This window comes from Paenibacillus sp. YIM B09110, from assembly GCF_037167145.1.
Classification (GTDB): domain Bacteria; phylum Bacillota; class Bacilli; order Paenibacillales; family Paenibacillaceae; genus Pristimantibacillus.
Window position 1 is genome coordinate 283,077 of the sequence record NZ_JBANSP010000003.1, and the last position, 18,646, is coordinate 301,722.

Below are 18,646 nucleotides of genomic sequence, written 5' to 3' on the forward strand. Positions count from 1 at the left end.
TCATCTCCTATTCGTATAATGAAGTAGCAAATCAAAATTAGTACATATTCTCTTTATAAAGCTATATACAACTGAATACAATAGCAGATTTAAAAGTTCATCCAATCTTCACTCAACTCTGATAATTTACAGGTGTTGCGCCCTGTATGACGATCGTCACTTATCATATGACGGTCTTTTTTTATATATTTATTTTCGAAATTGACAATGCCTTAGAAGGAGTGGGATGGGTGGATAGAGAAATGGAAACAAATCAATACAGTGTAAGGAAAATTTTGGGGCTTTGGGCTTTGGTCGCGTTGCCGATGGCTTTCTTTCGATTCATCTTGCTGCCCTTTCTTGTACCGATCGTCCCTTTTCACCCGGGTATCCTCTATTGGATGTTAATGATTGTAGGGATGATCTGGCAGTTTGTACTTTCTGTCATAATCTTGAAGAGAGAACTTGGCGATATAAGCTGGGAGAAGCTGAAGAAACGACTGTGGTTAAATCATCCTATACATCCGAAAACGTTCAAGGTCTACAAAATCGCTTATTCATTCACAATCCCAATCATTATTTATGCTTTTTTCTTTGAAAGCTCAGGTTTGTTCGGCTTTATAGAAGAAGCGATCAATCGGGCTTTTCCTTTCATGGCACCTAAAGCGTATACCGAAATAGAAAGCTTAGCGACCCCTGAATTTGTCGGCGCTTGGTATGTGCTCGGCATTGCTCTGGTCAGTTGTTTATTTAATTATTTGCTTGGGGAAGAGTTGTTCTTCCGAGGCGTTCTGCTGCCTAAGATGAGGGGAGCCTTTGGCAAATGGGATTGGGCAATGAACGGCGTATTGTTCGCGGCGTACCATCTTCATAAAATATCGGAAATTCCTTTGTTTATCGTCGGTTCGCTTTTTTACGGTTTTTTAAACGCCAAATACCGCAGCTTCTGGCCTTCCATCATCATTCATGGCGTCGAAGCCATTCCACTGCTGATAGGCGTTTCGGCTGTCGTTTTTGGTTTCCTATAATGATCCATTTCTAAGAGATGAGTGGTCTCATGCGTTTTTCAGCGGTTCATACTTTAAGCGATACGAAAGTGTCCAGACTATTTTTCTATGGATTAGCTTGCGCTTATGTGGCCCTGCTATTGTTATATTTTGTTCTATCTCAATATAGGGGCATAATCGTAATTGCAATCCTGATCGGGCTCTATTTCTTACGGCATTCCAACTATGTGTTGAACCATCCTAAGTTTCATTCCATTGCAGCCGTATCTCCAATCGTGGAGATCATTCTTCTTTTTCTATTATTTCTGCGAAGCGGTACGGAGATCGAGAGTATCGTATTTGTTCTCTTTGTAGCCGATCTTCTCCTTAACTACAAGTCGTGGTACGCCTTGCCTTTTGCCTACGGCGGCTTTGCAGCCTATCTTTTCTTTTGGCCAACGGATGAAAATGATTTGTGGCGGAATGTCTACTATATTTTGAGCTATAGCTGTCTGGTCATACCGATCTGGGGCACCAAGCTGCTGCTTAATCAAAGGGATATGAACCTTCGATTGAACGAAGCTTTAGTTCAGGAAGCGAGAACGAGGGAAGAGCTGGCGGTCTTTAAGGAGAGAACCCGTATCGCGGAAGAAGTTCATGATACGGTGGGGCACTCGTTAACGACAGCTATTGTTGCTTTGGAGGGGGCTCAGCTGCTCTTCGATCTAAAGCCGGAGGAAGCCCGCCATAAGATCCATGTCGCGCGCGAACAATTGAAGCTGGGACTCGGCAACATCCGGCAAGTCGTCCGAACATTGAATGTCATAGACGGGAATGTAGAAGGCTTGGGGCTTAAGGAAGGAATACACAAGATTGTGAATGATACAGCGAAGCAGACGGGCGTTCAATTTATTTTAAATTATGAAGTAACTGCCTCGCTCATCTCCCTTCAGGAGTATGTTATGATCAACTCCATTAAGGAATCGATCACCAATGCCCTAAAGCACGGCAAAGCGAGCATGGTCGACATTAGTATCGTAGAGCAACAAGATACGATTCATATGACGGTAAAGGACAATGGAACAGGCAATGATTCGGTCATCTACGGCTTCGGTCTGAAAACGATGGAGAAAAGAATCGAGGCCATCGGAGGTCAAATGAGCGTGCGAAGCGAGCCGAACAATGGTCTCACGCTCCAAGTCCGAATGCCTATCGCAAGGGGGGAGGAGCGGTGAATATCGCTCGCAAAATCAGCGTCATGCTTGTGGATGATCAGAAAATTATGTTGGAAGGTTTGGAAACGCTGCTTTCGATTCGTTCGGACGTGGAGATTGTCGGGACGGCTCAAAGCGGTGAAGAAGCGCTTGAACGGCTTCGTTCTGTTGTTCCCGATGTTATCCTGATGGACATCCGGATGCCGGGCATGGGAGGCGTACAGGCAACCGAAATCATTAAGGAGCGATATCCGCAGGCGGTCATCCTCATCTTAACGACTTTCGATGATGATGCGTATATCATAGAAGCTTTAAGCAACGGGGCTGCAGGATACTTGCTTAAAGACATCGATAGCGAGAAGCTTGTTCAATCTATGCATGAAGCTCTTTCCGGCAATTTGCTTCTGACCGGCAAGGTGGCTCACAAGCTTGCCCTTAATATCCGCAATAAGAACAATCGGTTTGATAGAGCCGGCATGGATTTGGAGTTGACGACTAGAGAGCTTGATCTTGCAAGACTTCTTGTGGAGGGCTACAATTCAAAGGAAATTGCCGAAAAATTATTTTTGACTCAAGGTACGGTGAAAAACTATTTAAGCGAGATATACGCCAAGATCGGCACCAATGACCGGGCTAAAGCGGTTTTGTTATTAAATAGTTATTTATCGTCATGAGAATGCGACGGCTATGAAAAGACCTAGGAGGGTAACGATGAGTATAACGAAAGTAGAAGCAAACGGAGCAAATATTGCCGTTGTAGGCGGGAGCGAGATCGTAATAGAGGATGTTCAATCCGCATTGGATCTAATGGCTACCATTAAATACGAAACGGACTGCGAGCGTTTTGTGATAAGTAAAGACCTGGTCAGCGAAAGCTTTTTCGATTTGAAAACAGGTCTGGCCGGCGAAATTCTTCAAAAGTTCATCAACTACCATGCGAAGGTTGCATTTGTCGGGGATTTTTCGATATATCCAAGTAAAAGCCTTCGCGATTTTATATATGAATGCAATAATGGAACAGATTTCTTCTTCTTGCCGTCCGAACAACAAGCGATTGAAAAGTTAAGTTTGTTGAAGTGAAGTTGGAACGGGAGGAATATACGTCCAATGGTGATCATTCCAGCAGGTGAAGTTGAATTACGAGACGATCGTATAAAGAAGCAATGGACGGTACAAGTGAATTCTTACTTGCTTGCTCCGGTACCTGTTACGAAGGAGCTATTTTACTCGATATTGCAAAAACCAATTGCACCAAATGAACATCCTCAAACCCCGGTTGTGGATGTCTCCTGGAATGATGCGATATTATTTTGCAACAGATTATCGGAGCGTTCAGGTCTAGAGGCATGTTACACGGTAAGTGACGATGGTGAGGTTGTCGATTGCAATTGGAAGGCGAGCGGCTATCGTCTCCCGACCGAAGCGGAATGGCAGTACGCATGCAAAGCAGGCACGGCCGGGTATCGATACGGCGAGCTTGATTCCATTGCTTGGTACCAGGAAAATGCTGAGGGGAACGTTCACGAGGTTGGAAAGAAAGAGCCGAATGCGTGGGGACTCTACGATATGTTGGGAAATGTGTGGGAATGGTGTTGGGATGTTTATGATGTGAACGTTTACGGCTCCTACAGAGTTTTCCGCGGCGGAAGCTGGGCGGAAGAAGCACGAGGCTGCGGTGCGACTTGCCGCCGTCGCAGTCATCCGACGTTCCGCATCGATGATCTCGGATTTCGCCTTGCCAGGTCTCTAATAGAAGGGAGCATTTTTCCTCAATCCTTATGGCCATCTGTGGGAAATTGTCTGGAATCCGGCATGATAATTAGAGACATAAGCCAGTTTGAGAAACAATGAGAAGAAGTCCACGATGAAAGGTCGTGGACTTCTTTTTACTGTCCTATCAATCTGTCTACGTATGCCTTGGCTTCTATCAGCCCATGCACTGAGCGCTATCCATTCGAAGGATTCCATATTGAATCAATCCCATTCATCGGATAGTTCATTATAGCATTGAAAAAAATTTTGATAATGAGAATGATTCTTACTATAATGAAAGAGTTGGTAAATGTGAACAGACATGGATGGTGAACATGATGACGTTGCAGGATCAATTACCATTATGGAATCATGCAGCTATAAGAGTACTTGATGTTCGTCGGTCTAATTTGCAATTGAGCGAAAGTATGAAGGGCTTCCGATTGCCGGCTAGCGCATTCCTGCTGGCAGTAAAGGGAGAAGCTACGATCCTAATCGATGGAACTGAGCATAACGTAGATCGCTGTTATGTATGCCATGCCGGCAAAGGCGCGACGATAGACATTGTTAAAGTGGCAGAACCAATCGATTATTATTTCATTTTCTATAAAGCGGTTCTCGTATTGCCAAGCCGTAAGGAACTATTGAACGTATACCGTGATCATAATCCGTTCCAAATGCAATATGGCTTCGCTCCTGCTCATCCACTTGGTCTCTTATCGAAGATAGAGATTATGCATTCCTCTTGGCTGCTTGGCGCTCAATTGGAGAAATTTCATGTAAGGGCATCTTTTCATCAATTCGTATACGACATTCTGCAGCAGCTTCATGCGCTTGAGGGAGCAGCGATGAGCCAGCCGGACCTTGTAAGCCAAACGATTCGTTTCATGGAGGAACGTTACATAGATCCGATAAGTCTGACGCAATTGGCGGATGCCCTTCACTGCACCGAGAGAAAGCTGCAGCGATTATTCAAATCGAAGCTTGGTATAGGACCGATGGAATATCTTATTCAACTCCGCATGAATCATGCGCAGGCGATGTTATCGAAAACGAATGTATCGCTTAAAGTTATCGCAGAATCGGTAGGTTACGGAGATAGTTATTATTTTAGCAAAGCGTTTAAGAAGTATTGCGGCGTCTCTCCTCTCTATTTCCGTCAAAACCGTCGGAAAAGTACATCACCGATGTCGCGTTATTCCATTGGCGCGAATCAACTCCTCTCCTATAATAATGATTGTGATAATCATTATCAATATATCGATGGGGGAGTAAAAGGAATGAATCGGAGCAAGAGATCAGTATTGGCGGTAAGTTTGATGTTGAGTTTGATTTTATTGTTGAGCGCATGCTCGGCAGGGAGTAACGGAGGCAACAATACCAATGGAGCGAGTCCAACGGCCTCGCCTACTAATACGGCTGCAACAAGCACGAATGCGCCGCAAGCAGCTCAGCAAGCGTATCCGGTCGTTATTAAGCATGCGAAGGGTGAATTAACCCTCGAGCAGCATCCGGTGAAGATTGCAGTGCTTGATACGAAGTTCGTCGATCAGCTGGTAACTTTAGAAGAGCAGCCTTCGGGCAGTGTGAAGGCAGCTGCGGACAATTCCGATTTCCCTGCTTACTTGGTTAACAAGCTGACGGACGTGAAAGTGCTTGGAACGAGGGATGAGCCTAATCTGGAAGCTATCGTTGCCATGGAACCGGACTTGATCATTTGTACCGAATTTCAAGATAAAGTGTATGACAGCTTGACTAAGATTGCTCCAACCATCATGCTCGACTTTAATGAAGATTGGCGCGACACGTTGGTCACGATTGGCAAAATCGTAGGCAAGTCGGAAGAAGCGAATGCGGTACTGGAATCCTACAAGGAGAAAACAGCAAAGCTGAAAGAAGAGCTTAAAGCTAAGCTCGGAGATCAGACGGTGGCGTTAATAAGACCACGGGATGAAGGCATTCGCGTTCATACGGCAGGCCACCGTGCAGCTGCGATCCTATATAATGATCTTGGCTTATCCGCCCCGCAACAGGTACAGGAGCAGCAAGATAGCGCCTATGAAATCTCGCTTGAAGCATTGCCGGAAGTGGGAGCAGACCATTACTTCCTTGTTCAAGACGATATGTTCAAGAAAGTCGTTGAGGAGCTTCAGCAGTCCGAGGTTTGGAAAAGTATCGATGCCGTGAAAAATAATCAAGTGTATGACGTTGATTCGAACGTATGGATTGCTTATTATGGTCCGATCGCTATTAATATGGTTGTAGACAGAGTCGCGGAAGTGATCCTTGGAACTCCATAATATACCGCAGCAGCTGTCAAAGTCGGAGTGGGCGGATTTGAAAGGAAGATTCAACCTCACTTTTGCAAATGAAACTGCGCACTCAGCCCTGTCTATTGACTCTAGCGATTTGTTGGATAGGGAAAAGTGCGAAATCTACTTAGACGGTTTAGCCGCTCAGATTGGCTCGCCATCGAGACGAGTAACTGCGTCGATGCTTGCTAAACGCTACGCCTATCTTGTCATTGTACCTGTCTTGTATGCGATGAGCGTATACAATAAGGGCTTGCAGCTGACGCTGGATCAATGTCGATTGGCTGCGCCTGACGACAATGAATATAAAGCCAGCAATTCCAAATTCCCTAATCTACGGATTAGGGAGCTTCGTGTAACGGAACCGGAAGCGGACAAACGGGAAGAATGGCGGAATCAAGTGGTAAGTGAGCTGTTTGGAAATCACATTACCCCGTTATTTCGTTCATTATCGGTGTTTGGCCGAGTGCCCATGCCGATCTTATGGGAGAATGCGGTTGTTCGTATCGTTCCGTTGTATGAGGATGGATTAGAAGATGAAGACGACCCGGCAGTATGGCAACGATATAAGGATGACTTTACGTTTATATCTCAGACTGCGCAGGCGAGCCTCTTCGGAGAACGCCGCAATCCGCTTACAAAGTTCATTATCGCTGCGCATGAAGGAGTCGCCAACGAGCCGGCTCCCTACATGCGTCAGACATGCTGCTTCTACTACGAGATGTCTCCTGAATATTGCAGAGCTTGTCCGAAGTCGCCTTGTCCCGTTTAGGGGCAAGGCGGCTTTTCATTACATGCTGATTATATTATTGCTGTCTTCTTGCTGCGAATATGCCCTGAACCTTCGCTACCGTACCACCGTCAACACGGATGTCGGTGCCGGTAATATAGGAGCTGTCGCTGCTGCATAGGAATGCAATGGCGCCAGCGATTTCACTTGCTTCACCCTCGCGTCCGAGTGGGGTATTGTCAAGCAGCATCTTCATGCTTTGACTTTCTTCCGCTTCTTGTCTGCCCATTGGCGTATTGATCGAACCCGGAGAAACGGAGACGATGCGAGCGCCCTTTTGTCCCCAATCCCAAGCTTGTTCCTCTACGATCAATTGAACGCCAAGCTTCGAGAAGCCATAGGAAGTATCCGACTTGCCTTGCGTAACTTGTTCGATACGATCCAAGAAGTCTGGAGCAAGCGGGTTCTTAAGAAGATCATTGTAAGCTTCGTTACGCGGGAAGAAAAACGCCGACATCGACGCGATACAGACGGCAACGGAACCGGGAACGGCTAAAGGCAAGAAAGACTTCAAAATCAGTCCCGTCCCAACCATGTTGACTTCCATAATTCTGCGACCGTTCGACATCGTCGGCGACAAGCCTGCAGTGTGAACAATTGCCCCCAGCTCGCCTAGCTTAGCTGCGGAAGCGGCAAGCTCATCGACTTGCTGTTCGTTCGTAATATCGACAGTCTGGATGTAGACATCCGTAATGCCTTCTGCAGCGAGCTCTGCTACGGCTTGATTCAGGCGTTCTTCGCTCACATCTGCAAGGAGCAGCGTTCCTGCTTTGCCGAGACGGCGAGCAGTCGCCTTCCCTATTCCACCGGATCCGCCCGTAATCACATATACTTTGCTCATTGTTTTTTGCCTCCTATTAGGTTTGCTGGTATCATGAAGTAGAACTTATTTCTAGCATAGGCTAGATCGAATTCGTTCTTCAACTTACAATCGCATAGCAAATGTCCATTTATATAAGGAGGCGTATCTGATGAGCGTAGCTGGCAGAAACGTGATATCCGCACGTTGGCTCATTATGGAGGCCTTTACTTTATTATTGGCCGTACTTCCGCTTGAGAAAATTTCGGTGCATGCCATCGTCCATAAAGCCGGCATCAGCAGGTCAACGTTCTACTCGCATTTTCAAGATAAATTCGATTTGCTTGAGCAGGTGACTGAAGAAATCACGAGCAAGCTTCTCGACATTTACGAAGGTAAAACCAGCGAGGAACATGTGCGGATCATGGAATCGTATACGGACCAAATTCCGATTCCGGCTACGTTCGTCATATGCGAGCATATACGTTCCTACGAGAGTTTCTATCGTAACCGCTTTCATGATCCGCATTTCTTAAGCTGGTTGAATGAGAAGCTGCGGGAACGGCTTCAACTCATCTATGGCAATGAAGCTCAAGCAACCTTCGCCGCTGGCGGAACAGTCGGTTTTATTGGCCGTTGGCTGCTTAACGGGCTGCCGGGCACTTCGCTTGAGAATGCGCTCCAACTGAGCAAACTAGCTACGTTCTCGCTATCTGAAGGGCACATAACGAATAGGCAGTAATTGAAGCTCAAGAGCGCTGAAATGCTTCATATCGATTATTGGAGGAGTTAAAATGAAATTTCAAGCAACCGTCTTGTTAGCAAAAAAGTCAGCAACGGGAATCGAAGTTCCCGCTACTATTGTTGAAGGATTAGGCGCAGGGAAGAAGCCTGCAGTTAAAGTGACGATTGGGGATTATAGTTATCGCAGCACCGTTGCATCTATGAGCGGTACATATATGCTTCCGCTTAGCGCAGAACATCGTGCCGGCGCAAGCATTCAAGCCGGAGATACGGTAGAGGTTGATATCGTGCTCGACGACAATGAGCCGCGTGAAGTGACCCTGCCCTCTGATTTCTTAGAGGAGCTCGATCGTAATCCGAGTGCCAAAGCATTTTTCGAAAATTTATCCTACAGCAATAAACGGCGGTTCTTGCTGAACATAGAGGGCGCAAAGACATCTGAAACACGAACACGCAGACTGGAGAAAACGATCGCGGCTTTGAACGAAGGGCGTCTCCAGTAGAGGATGCCCATTCCAAGCTCTCATCAAGTATAAGTTATGGTCAGCCCGTCGAGATTGCTTCGTTTGGTAATGGCAGCGGGAGGTGAAGACTCAGCAGTGCCAATAGCTGCTCGACCATCTCCTCCGCAGGATAGGGCATCGATTGAATAATCCACCATTCCACCAGACCGACAGCAGCCGAAGTTAGAAATTGAACAGTAATGTCTCTATTCATTCCCCGCTTAATGCCGTAAATCTTTATTTGCTCCTCGATTCCTTGCGCCATGATGGTCATCAGCCGGTTTCTGAATGCCGGAATCCCTTTTCTAGTCAATAACATTGTATAGATGTAGGCGTGCTTCTCCAAGTATTGAAACGTAAGAAGAAGCGATTCCTTGGCAGTTAACTGGAGTGTGCCGCCGTTGTTTGGCATGCAGCTTTCGTACAATTGCTGCAAGTACGTTTCGATACATTGATCCAGCAGATCGTATTTGTCGGTGTAATGCAGGTAAACCGTTCCGCGATTGACATTGGCGCGGTCGGCAATATCATTGATTGTTATTTGGTCTAAATCCCGCTCTCCAAGCAGCTCGACTAAAGCGTCGATTATAGCTTTACGCGTTTTGAGTACTCGTCTATCCATCCGATCGCCTCCTTCTCTATTAGACATTTTGGGATCATTCGTTGATTATTCAACAATAACGGTTTTATTAAGCATTGAAGCGTATCTATGCGTTTGCTAAGCTTATTTTATTCAACATTTGTTGATAAATCAACGTTCATTCATAAAAGATGAGATAGAGGGATGCCGAATGAAAATTTTAGTGTACGGTGCCGGCGTGTTGGGCAGCTATCTTGCACATGCTTTGAAGCGCGGAGGCAATGACGTAACTGTTCTTGCTAGAGGTAAGCGGGCGGATGAGCTGGAGAGGAACGGAGTTGTGGTTCGTCATTTTTTTCAACTTCGAACGACGGTGGATCGAGTTCGCGTCATCCGGACGCTCGAAGCCGATGATCAATTTGATCTTATTTTCGTAGTGATGAAATATAGCGACTTCCCGTCTGTGCTTCCGATTCTGGCCGCCAATCAAAGCAGCCATATCGTTATCGTAGGGAATAATGCGGATGCCAGGCAGATGCAAGCCTATTTAGAGGAAAACAGTCGAACCAGAAAGCATGTTGCATTCGGCTTCCAGCTAAGCGGCGGTCGCCGATACGAAGACGGACGTGTACTGGCGGTGCGCGGAGGCGGACAAATGGTGCTGGGCGGGCTGGACGGCCCGATCCCATTCAAGTCATTGCTGGACAAAGCTTTCGCAAAAGCGAATTACAAGCTGGATTACCACGATGATATAGATGCTTGGCTGAAAAGCCACATCATCGCCATTCTAGTGCTTAATGCGGTCAGCTTCTCGCCGGAGGGAGTTATGAAGAAGCTGGATGGCAACAAAAAACTGCTGATGGAAATGATTGAAGCTATGGATGAGGGCTTTCGTGTACTGGAGGCGATGGACATTACGGTTACGCCGGCCGGACAAGTCAAGTTTATCCGCGAGCGTAAGCGGTTGGTTTATTATTTCTTGAAGCTGTACAGCATAGTTCCCATTTATAAATTAATTGACGGAACTATCTCCGAGATGGAAGCGTTAAGCAGCGTATTCGTCCAATGGAAGCGGGTAACGAATAGTCTGACACCTTCCTTGGATAAGTTGGCTAACAAGTTTTTGCCTCATCCATAAGTCGCGCATACAGAAATAAATAGGATCAGCGGATATGTTAAATATCCGCTGATTTTTTTGTTAATAATAGGTAGGGCTTATGTTTAGTTTTAGTTATCGATATTAAGTATTCGTTATTTCGTAGAGGATCAGGATCAAGTATCGTTAATGTTGCTGTAGCAATATCATTTCAGGAGGTTATGGCATGAGGCGATCCGGCGCGGCTCTTATACTTGCAGCTATAGCGGCAACCGGATGCGGGAACAGCTCAGATAATCGTTCCGCTGGAGAGAAGGGTACGGCGGACAAGCCTTTCGCCGGACAATCGATCACATTAGTGACGGGTTCTCATCCATGGGTCGATGCCATTAGGCCGCTTCTGCCGCAGTTCGAAGCCAAGACGGGAATGAGCGTTAGCGTGCAAAGTTTTTTCGAGGATCAGTTGACTCAGAAGCTAACCGTTCAATTCACGTCGCGCTCCGAAACGCCTGATGTATTCATGTATCGGCCTCTTCAGGAGGGCAAGCTGTTTTTTCGAAATGGCTGGTTAGAGCCGCTTGATGACTTTGTTAAGCAGACAACGGATTACGATTATGAGGATTTTACAGCTCAATCAATTGGATCATCGATCGTGGATGGAAGGCTAACGGGAATTCCGATTATTATCGAGCAAGCTATATTGTATTATCGCAAAGACCTGTTACAAAAAGCCGGTATACCGGTTCCTCAGACGATCGAGCAATTAGCAGAAGCCGCGTCCCGATTGCATGATCCGGATAACGGGGTGTACGGATTTGTTGCCCGCGGCGGGCGCAGTCCGCTTGTCACTCAAGTATCTTCCTACCTATATTCGGAGGGAGGAGACTTTACTTTGGGCAATAAAGCAACGATTAATACGCCTGCGGCAATCAAGGCATTCACGATGTACGGCACGCTGCTCCGGGATTACGGCCCGTCAGATGTGATTAATATGTCATGGCCGCAAGCGAGCGCTTATTTTGCGGAGGGCAAGGCGGCGCTGTATACGGATGCCAATTCGATCTACAAGATGACGATGGATCCAGATTATCCTGATGTTGCAGGCAATGTGGGCTTCGCGACCTTTCCGGCGGGGGCGAAGGGGTCGAGACCATATAACATCACCTCGTGGGGGCTGGCCATTAACCCGAAGTCGGCTCATAAAGAAGCGGCATGGACATTTATCGAATGGGCGACCAGCAAGGAGATTACGATGCTGATTCAACAGAAAGGGATTCCCGGGCCGAGATCCTCCGTATGGAATCAGGAAGAAGGAACGGCCGGATTTCCTGCCGAGCTCGTAAAAGTATTCAAGAAATCGGTGAATGGCGGAGTCGATCATGACCGACCGACAACGATCAATGTGACGGAAGCCCGTGAGACGGTCGGTGAAATCGTGCAAAAGGTTATAACCGGGGAGACGAATATACAAGAGACGGCAGATCAGGCGAACGCTGCCTTGCAGGCGATTCTCGATAAAGAAGCGGAGTAAGAAGGTGTAACGAGTGCGGAACAGATTATCTATTTTCAGCAAAATTGTCGTTACGACCGTTCTCTTGCTCATCCCGATCTTGCTTCTGTACAGCTATTCCAATCGCATAGCAAGCAGCGTGGTAGAAAAGCAGGTCCGATCATCCAATTTGAATCAGCTTACTTTCCAGATGAATCAAATGGATTCGATCATCGAGAACTTGTCGGTGTTCCCTGTGATCATTAGTTACGATCCTTACATCCGTGAATTTATTAGCGGAACAGGCGAATCGTTGAAAGCGCAAGCTCGCGTGACCGAGAAGCTAAGTCTGCAGAGTGTGTCCAGCGCTTGGTCGAATGATCTTACCATCGAGCTGCCAGTCGCGAAGAAGATTCTCTCTTCTAATATTTACGTGAATGGAGCGGCAACAAGGCCGGAAGAGCGGCCCATACGTACAACATGGACGTATGACCAGGACAGATCGCGGGGATATCCGGTTGGAACCTTTATTAGGGAAATAACCGAACCAGCTAACGCGGGCACATACAACGATTTAACTGCGATGTTTCAAGTGCGTTTTCCCGTGCAAAATATGAGCGATATGCTTGATATCCACAAAAAAGAAAATAGAAGCGATCCTTTCTTCTATCATCCGAATTATGAGACGATCTCGAACAGTACGCTCTCTTCAGCAGCGGCTGAATCCATTATCCGCACTATTCTGAACGATGCTTCCGGAAGTTCGGGGCAACGGACGATTAGCATCGATCGCGAAAAGTATCTGGTCAGCTATGTGAAATCTCGTCAGCTTGGATGGTATCTCGTCGATTACGTCCCGGTTGAGCGCATCGTATCGCCAATCATAACCGCGCGTAATTGGTTTTACAGTTCCATTGCGCTGCTGCTTATGATGAGCGTTGTGGCTGCCTTTCTGCTATATCGAAACGTTCAGATTCCGCTGCACAAAATGATCCGCGGCGTCCAACGAATGAAGGACGGCGATCTCTCATGGCGGATTAACTACAAGGCCAAGAGTGAGTTTGATGATCTGATCCGTCATTACAACGAGATGGCTGAGCAGATTCAGCGTTTAATCGAAGATGTGTATACCGAAAAGCTACGCTCGCGGGATGCGACATTAAAGCAGCTGCAATCTCAGATTAATCCGCATTTCTTATATAATTCGCTGTTCTTCATTATCAACTCTGCGATGATGGACGATCGTGAAGCGGTCATCTCCATGACGGAAAATTTGGCGGAATTTTATCGGTATACGACGAAGGTCGAGAATCAACAGGTCACGGTTGCAGATGAGTTGAATTTAGTAAGGCATTATCTGGCTATCCATCATCTGCGAATGGGACGTCTGGCTTACATCATTAACGTATCTGACACCATGTTAAGCGAGCCGATATCTCGTCTTATTCTTCAGCCGCTTGTCGAAAATGCCATCGTCCACGGCATCGAGCCGCGTATAGGCGGAGGAATGATCGTCATCACAGGTGAGCAGGACGGTCAATATAATCGGATTCACGTAACGGATAACGGCGTCGGGATGAAGGATGCTGAACTAGAACAATTGCAAGGACGGTTAGAGCAAAAAGACTCTAGTACGGATGAGTTGGGAAGCGGAATACGAAATGTGCACCAGCGTCTGCGTTATCAATACGGCGAAGGTTCCGGTCTAAGCTTTCGCAATGCGCCTGACGGCGGTCTAATCGTTACCGCAACCTGGACTCGCGATAGCGGCGGCGTTGATTCGGAATAGGAGGACGGAATGCGATGGCACAGCTATTGTTGGTGGACGATGAAGCGCATGTAGTGGATCGTTTTGCGACGACTATCGATTGGAAGTCAATAAACATTGAGCAGGTATATCGTGCTTATTCCAGTCTAGAGGCACTTGAATTGCTTAGTCAGTTCTCAATCGATATCGTCATCACCGATATTAAGATGCCGGGTATGTCGGGGCTTCAGTTATTAGCCGAAATCCGCCGCCTGTGGCCGAAAACCAAATGCATCCTCTTGTCCGGCTATTCCGATTTCGACTTTGCAAAGCAGGCTATTCTGCATCAGACCGAGGATTACTTGCTTAAGCCGGTCAAAGAGGACGAGCTGCTGGCAACGGTGAAGCGGGTGTTAATCAAGCTTGAGCAGAATTGGGAAGAAGTGCTCTCCAGCCAGCGAATGAGCTATACGCTCAAAGAAAATATGCCGCTTCTTCGGGCGAATCTCCTTCAAGAGCTGCTTCAGGGCAAGAAGTGGAGCGCAGAGCTGCTTCAAGAGAAGATGGCCAGGCTTGAAATGGGAAGTCACGTTTGGTCAGCCATTTCGTTAATGGTCATTCGGCTGGACGAGTCTTTCCTGCAATACGAACTTGAAGATTTGGCATGGAAAGAATATGCCGTCAGCAACATGGTCGAGGAATTGTTCGGTACAAGGTATGCCATCTGGCATACGAAGGACGCTCATGATTATTTAGTGTTTGTGATGACGGCGAAGCAGGATGACGGCGACCAGGATGATTCGGTCTGGTTCGAACGGACGGCAGCCTCGCTGCAATCTGCCGCATGTACGTATCTGAAAAGCAAAATATCCATTTTGGTGAGTAATAAAGGGAAGTTTCCAAGCGATGTTGCTGCTTACTACAACCGTGCTATTTCTTCTTTTCGGAAGCGTATCGGGAACGAGCGAGAGCTCTTCATGCGTCTTGAAGACGAGCCTACATCGGAGCCGCCCATCTATTCCTTGCAAAGTCTTTACGACCCGCCAACCTTGATTCATTTGCTTGAGGCAGCCCGGTGGGAGATCATCGACGAGAAGCTCCGCTATATTTTTGAATCGATGGAGCACGGCGATGATCCTTCACAGGAGCATCTGCTCGAGATCTATTTCACGATTGCATCAGCCTACACGTATATAACCCACAAGAACGGACGGCACTTAGCCGACTTGATTGGCAGCCACTTCGATCGGATGTCGGAAGGCATACCTTTCCGGTCTTTGAATCACTTGCGGGAATGGTCGTTCCGCACTCTGCAGCATATAAGAGACGACATGGAACGAGAAACGAAAGATTCCAGATCTACGCTCATACGGGATATTCAAACCTTTATTGAAGAGAACGTGACGCGCGATATTTCGCTGCAAAAGATTGCCGAGAACGTATTTCTCCATCCGGTCTATGTCTCGAAAGTATATAAGCTGGAAACCGGGGAAAATATGAGTGATTATGTGCAGCGCGTCAAAATGAAAAAAGCGGAATATATGTTGAAGCAGAGCAACGAGAAGATCTATGAGATTGCTGCTCTGCTAGGCTACCAGAGGCCGCACTCCTTCATCTACGCGTTTAAGAAGATGTACGGAATGACACCTCAAGATTATCGAGATCGTTGATCGTTAAATCACATACACAAACGGAGGGAACACACATCATGTTGTTATTTATCGTTCTTGCAGCGATCGTCGTGCTGCTATTGTTGATTACCGTTGTGAAGCTCAATCCTTTCGTCGCTCTGATTATCACCGCGATCGGTGCAGGGCTTGCCGCAGGAATGCCGCTTCTGACAACGGAAGACTCGCCGGGAATCATCGATTCCATTAAGACAGGCATGGGCAATACGCTCGGGTTCCTCGCTATCGTCTTGGCGCTTGGAACCATGCTTGGCAAAATGATGGCGGAGTCCGGCGGGGCAGAGCGCATCGCCCGGACCCTTATCAAATTGTTCGGTGAGCGCAACGTTCATTGGGCGATGATGTGCGTCGCATTTATCGTTGGCATTCCGGTGTTTTTCCAAGTCGGTTTTGTTCTTCTCATTCCGCTCGTATTCACGATTGCCAGACAAACAGGCCTTTCGCTAGTGAAGATCGGCGTTCCGCTCGTTGCCGGCTTGTCCGTCGTTCACGGCCTGGTGCCTCCGCATCCGGCGGCAATGGCTGCGGTTGGAATCTTTAATGCCGATATCGGCAAGACGATTCTGTACTCCATCATCGTCGGGTTGCCGACCGCTATCGTTGCAGGTCCGCTGTACGGGAACTGGATCGGCAAGCGAATCCATAAGGAAGTTCCGAAGGAAATGGGCGATCAGCTTACGGAAAATGCGGAAACAAAGCAGCTTCCTGGTTTCTTTAACACGTTGTTTACGATATTGGTGCCTGTATTTCTAATGCTCATTGCGACCGTCGCTGATCTGTTCCTGGAGAACGGGACGCTTGCGAGCGGGGACTTCCTCTACCAAGCGGCCAAGTTTGTCGGCGATCCAGTCGTAGCCTTGCTGATTGCAACGGTGTACTCGTTCTTCAGCCTTGGCTTCTTCAGAGGCCTAAGCCGCGAAACGGTACTGAAATTTACGAATGACTGCTTGGCGCCTACGGCTACCATTCTTCTCGTAATCGGCGCAGGCGGCGCTTTCAACCGCGTATTGCTGGATTCGGGCATCGGCGACTATATCGCAGAGCTTGCTACCGAGTCGAATGTTTCGCCGATTCTGCTGGGCTGGGGGATTGCGGCAATGATCCGCGTAGCGACCGGCTCTGCAACCGTATCGATGATGACGGCAGCCGGAATCGTTGCTCCAATCGCAATGGCGATGCCGGGAACGAATGTGGAGCTGCTCGTGCTTGCGACGGGCGCTGGCTCGCTCATTCTCTCGCATGTGAACGACTCGGGCTTCTGGCTGATCAAAGAATATTTTGGCATGAGCGTGAAAGAGACGCTTCTAACGTGGACAGCGCTTGAGACGATCATTTCGGTCGTAGCGCTTGGTTTGATCCTCGTCTTGAACACGGTTGTCTAACCGGAATACGAGGATGAAGTGGAAGAAAGGAGTGGAGGTATGATGGCTTCCTCTTATGTAATCGGCGTTGATATTGGAACAACAAGCACAAAGTCCGTTCTGTTCGATACGAAAGGCGTGCTTCAAGCAAGTCATACCATAGAGTATCCTTTATATTCGCCTAAGCCGGATGTTGCTGAACAGAATCCGGACGAGATCTTTCGCGCTGTCATCGGCACGATCAAACAAGTCGTGCAAGATAGCGGCGTTAATCCAACAAGCGTTTTGTGCGTGTCGTTCAGCTCAGCCATGCACAGCGTCATTGCGGTTGACGGCGACGGCAACCCGCTTACGAAATGCATCACCTGGGCGGATAACCGGAGTGCCTTCTGGACGGAACGAATTAAGAACGAGATGAACGGTCATCAAATTTATTTGCGCACGGGAACTCCGCTGCATCCGATGGCCCCGCTATCCAAGCTCACTTGGCTTAGACATGCGGAGCCGGATCTGTTCGCACGGACGCATAAGTTTATTTCCATCAAAGAATATGTGTTCTTTAAGCTGTTCAAGCAATATGTGATCGACTATTCCATCGCCTCGGCAACGGGCATGTTCAATTTGACGAAGCTGGCTTGGGATGCGGAAGCGCTTGAGGTAGCGGGCGTTACAGCCGAGCGATTGTCTGAGCCGGTGCCGACGACCTATAGCTTGACCGGCCTTGCTTCCGAATGGGCGGCCGAGCTGGGCTTGCCGGCTTCGACGCCTTTTGTCGTAGGCGCGAGTGACGGCGTGTTGTCCAACCTCGGCGTCAATGCGATCGATCCGGGAACGGTTGCCGTGACGATCGGGACGAGCGGAGCGATCCGTACCGTCACCGATCGTCCGATTACCGATCCGAAGGGAAGAATTTTCTGTTATGCGCTAACCGAGGATATGTGGGTAATCGGCGGACCGGTCAATAACGGCGGGATGATATTCCGGTGGCTTCGCGATCAGTTATGCTCTGCGGAGGTTGAGACGGCGCTTCGGCTAGGCAAGGACCCTTACGAGGTGCTCACCGAAATCGCTGCCCGCGTTCCGGCAGGGGCCGACGGTTTGTTGTTCCATCCTTATTTGGCAGGAGAGCGGGCGCCGCTATGGGATGCGAATGCAAGAGGCTCATTCTTCGGACTTGGCCTTCACCATAAGAAGCAGCATATGATTCGCGCTGTTCTGGAAGGTGTTATTTTCAACTTGTTTACCGTATTTATGGCGCTCGAAGAGCTGATCGGCCAGCCGAAGAAAATACAGGCGACAGGCGGCTTCGCACGGTCGGAGCTATGGCGTCAGATGATGGCCGATATATTCGACCAAGAGGTGCAAGTGCCTGAGAGCTTCGAAAGCTCCTGCTTGGGGGCCGCCATTCTAGGGATGTACAGCATCGGCGAGGTCGATTCGCTGCATGTCGTATCGACGATGATGGGTTCGTCGCATAAGCATCTGCCGAATCAAGACAATGTGTTGAAATATAAAGAGCTAAGCCGCATCTTCGTGCGGATGTCCAGGCTTCTGACGGATGAGTACCAGGAAATCGCAGCTTATCAGAAAAAGTGGATGTAAAGTT

Annotated in this window: 17 protein-coding genes; 15 read left to right on the forward strand and 2 right to left on the reverse strand. The window is 48.0% G+C overall.

Annotated elements, in window-relative coordinates; genetic code table 11:
* Positions 1–242 precede the first annotated feature (242 nt).
* The 7 genes from V8F51_RS05835 (at position 243) to V8F51_RS05865 (ending at position 7,015) form a co-directional block, all read left to right on the forward strand.
* Complete coding sequence (locus V8F51_RS05835; RefSeq protein ID WP_337099156.1) at positions 243–1,007, forward strand: CPBP family intramembrane glutamic endopeptidase; 765 nt, start codon at positions 243–245, stop codon at positions 1,005–1,007.
* A 29-nt stretch (positions 1,008–1,036) separates the two neighbouring features.
* On the forward strand, positions 1,037–2,200 hold the full coding sequence (locus V8F51_RS05840) for a sensor histidine kinase (RefSeq protein WP_337099158.1): 1,164 nt from the start codon (positions 1,037–1,039) through the stop codon (positions 2,198–2,200).
* Positions 2,197–2,853: a response regulator transcription factor gene (locus V8F51_RS05845; RefSeq protein ID WP_337099159.1), complete on the forward strand. Its 657-nt coding sequence runs from the start codon at positions 2,197–2,199 to the stop codon at positions 2,851–2,853. The genes V8F51_RS05840 and V8F51_RS05845 overlap by 4 nt, the downstream gene beginning before the upstream one ends.
* A 37-nt stretch (positions 2,854–2,890) precedes the next feature.
* Positions 2,891–3,259 (forward strand): DUF4180 domain-containing protein, encoded by a 369-nt coding sequence (locus tag V8F51_RS05850; RefSeq protein ID WP_337099160.1) that lies wholly within the window; start codon positions 2,891–2,893, stop codon positions 3,257–3,259.
* 27 nt (positions 3,260–3,286) lie between these two features.
* Positions 3,287–4,030, forward strand: a complete 744-nt coding sequence (locus tag V8F51_RS05855) for a formylglycine-generating enzyme family protein (protein WP_337099162.1) — start codon at positions 3,287–3,289, stop codon at positions 4,028–4,030.
* A gap of 227 nt (positions 4,031–4,257) precedes the next feature.
* The gene (locus V8F51_RS05860) at positions 4,258–6,231 is read left to right on the forward strand and encodes an ABC transporter substrate-binding protein (protein ID WP_337099164.1); all 1,974 of its coding nucleotides are present in this window, start codon (positions 4,258–4,260) and stop codon (positions 6,229–6,231) included.
* A gap of 193 nt (positions 6,232–6,424) precedes the next feature.
* Positions 6,425–7,015 carry an IucA/IucC family C-terminal-domain containing protein gene (locus V8F51_RS05865; protein WP_337099165.1) on the forward strand — a complete coding sequence of 197 codons (591 nt, stop codon included), beginning with the start codon at positions 6,425–6,427 and terminating at the stop codon, positions 7,013–7,015.
* A gap of 34 nt (positions 7,016–7,049) precedes the next feature.
* Here the strand turns inward: V8F51_RS05865 and V8F51_RS05870 are convergent, their stop codons facing one another.
* The gene (locus V8F51_RS05870) at positions 7,050–7,874 is read right to left on the reverse strand and encodes an SDR family oxidoreductase (RefSeq protein WP_337099166.1); all 825 of its coding nucleotides are present in this window, start codon (positions 7,872–7,874) and stop codon (positions 7,050–7,052) included.
* A 130-nt stretch (positions 7,875–8,004) separates the two neighbouring features.
* Between V8F51_RS05870 and V8F51_RS05875 the strand changes: the two genes are divergently transcribed.
* Together V8F51_RS05875 and V8F51_RS05880 are read left to right on the forward strand one after the other, a co-directional pair.
* Complete coding sequence (locus V8F51_RS05875; protein ID WP_337099167.1) at positions 8,005–8,574, forward strand: TetR family transcriptional regulator; 570 nt, start codon at positions 8,005–8,007, stop codon at positions 8,572–8,574.
* A 52-nt stretch (positions 8,575–8,626) separates the two neighbouring features.
* Positions 8,627–9,079: a YdeI/OmpD-associated family protein gene (locus tag V8F51_RS05880; RefSeq protein WP_337099168.1), complete on the forward strand. Its 453-nt coding sequence runs from the start codon at positions 8,627–8,629 to the stop codon at positions 9,077–9,079.
* A gap of 40 nt (positions 9,080–9,119) precedes the next feature.
* On the opposite strand, the gene V8F51_RS05885 is transcribed toward V8F51_RS05880, so the two are convergent.
* Complete coding sequence (locus V8F51_RS05885) at positions 9,120–9,701, reverse strand: TetR/AcrR family transcriptional regulator (RefSeq protein WP_337099169.1); 582 nt, start codon at positions 9,699–9,701, stop codon at positions 9,120–9,122.
* 169 nt (positions 9,702–9,870) lie between these two features.
* Between V8F51_RS05885 and V8F51_RS05890 the strand changes: the two genes are divergently transcribed.
* From V8F51_RS05890 to gntK, 6 genes are all read left to right on the forward strand, one after another.
* Positions 9,871–10,797 carry a ketopantoate reductase family protein gene (locus tag V8F51_RS05890; RefSeq protein ID WP_337099171.1) on the forward strand — a complete coding sequence of 309 codons (927 nt, stop codon included), beginning with the start codon at positions 9,871–9,873 and terminating at the stop codon, positions 10,795–10,797.
* 184 nt (positions 10,798–10,981) lie between these two features.
* A complete protein-coding gene (locus tag V8F51_RS05895) occupies positions 10,982–12,286 on the forward strand; it encodes an ABC transporter substrate-binding protein (RefSeq protein ID WP_337099172.1) in 1,305 nt (434 codons plus the stop codon).
* Positions 12,287–12,299: 13 nt separating this feature from the next.
* The gene (locus V8F51_RS05900; protein WP_337099173.1) at positions 12,300–14,033 is read left to right on the forward strand and encodes a sensor histidine kinase; all 1,734 of its coding nucleotides are present in this window, start codon (positions 12,300–12,302) and stop codon (positions 14,031–14,033) included.
* 14 nt (positions 14,034–14,047) lie between these two features.
* Entirely contained in the window at positions 14,048–15,661 is a 1,614-nt protein-coding gene (locus tag V8F51_RS05905; protein ID WP_337099175.1) for a response regulator transcription factor, read from the forward strand.
* A gap of 38 nt (positions 15,662–15,699) precedes the next feature.
* Positions 15,700–17,061: a GntP family permease gene (locus V8F51_RS05910; RefSeq protein WP_337099176.1), complete on the forward strand. Its 1,362-nt coding sequence runs from the start codon at positions 15,700–15,702 to the stop codon at positions 17,059–17,061.
* Positions 17,062–17,100: 39 nt separating this feature from the next.
* A complete protein-coding gene (gntK, locus tag V8F51_RS05915; RefSeq protein ID WP_337099177.1) occupies positions 17,101–18,642 on the forward strand; it encodes a gluconokinase in 1,542 nt (513 codons plus the stop codon).
* Positions 18,643–18,646: the final 4 nt, after the last annotated feature.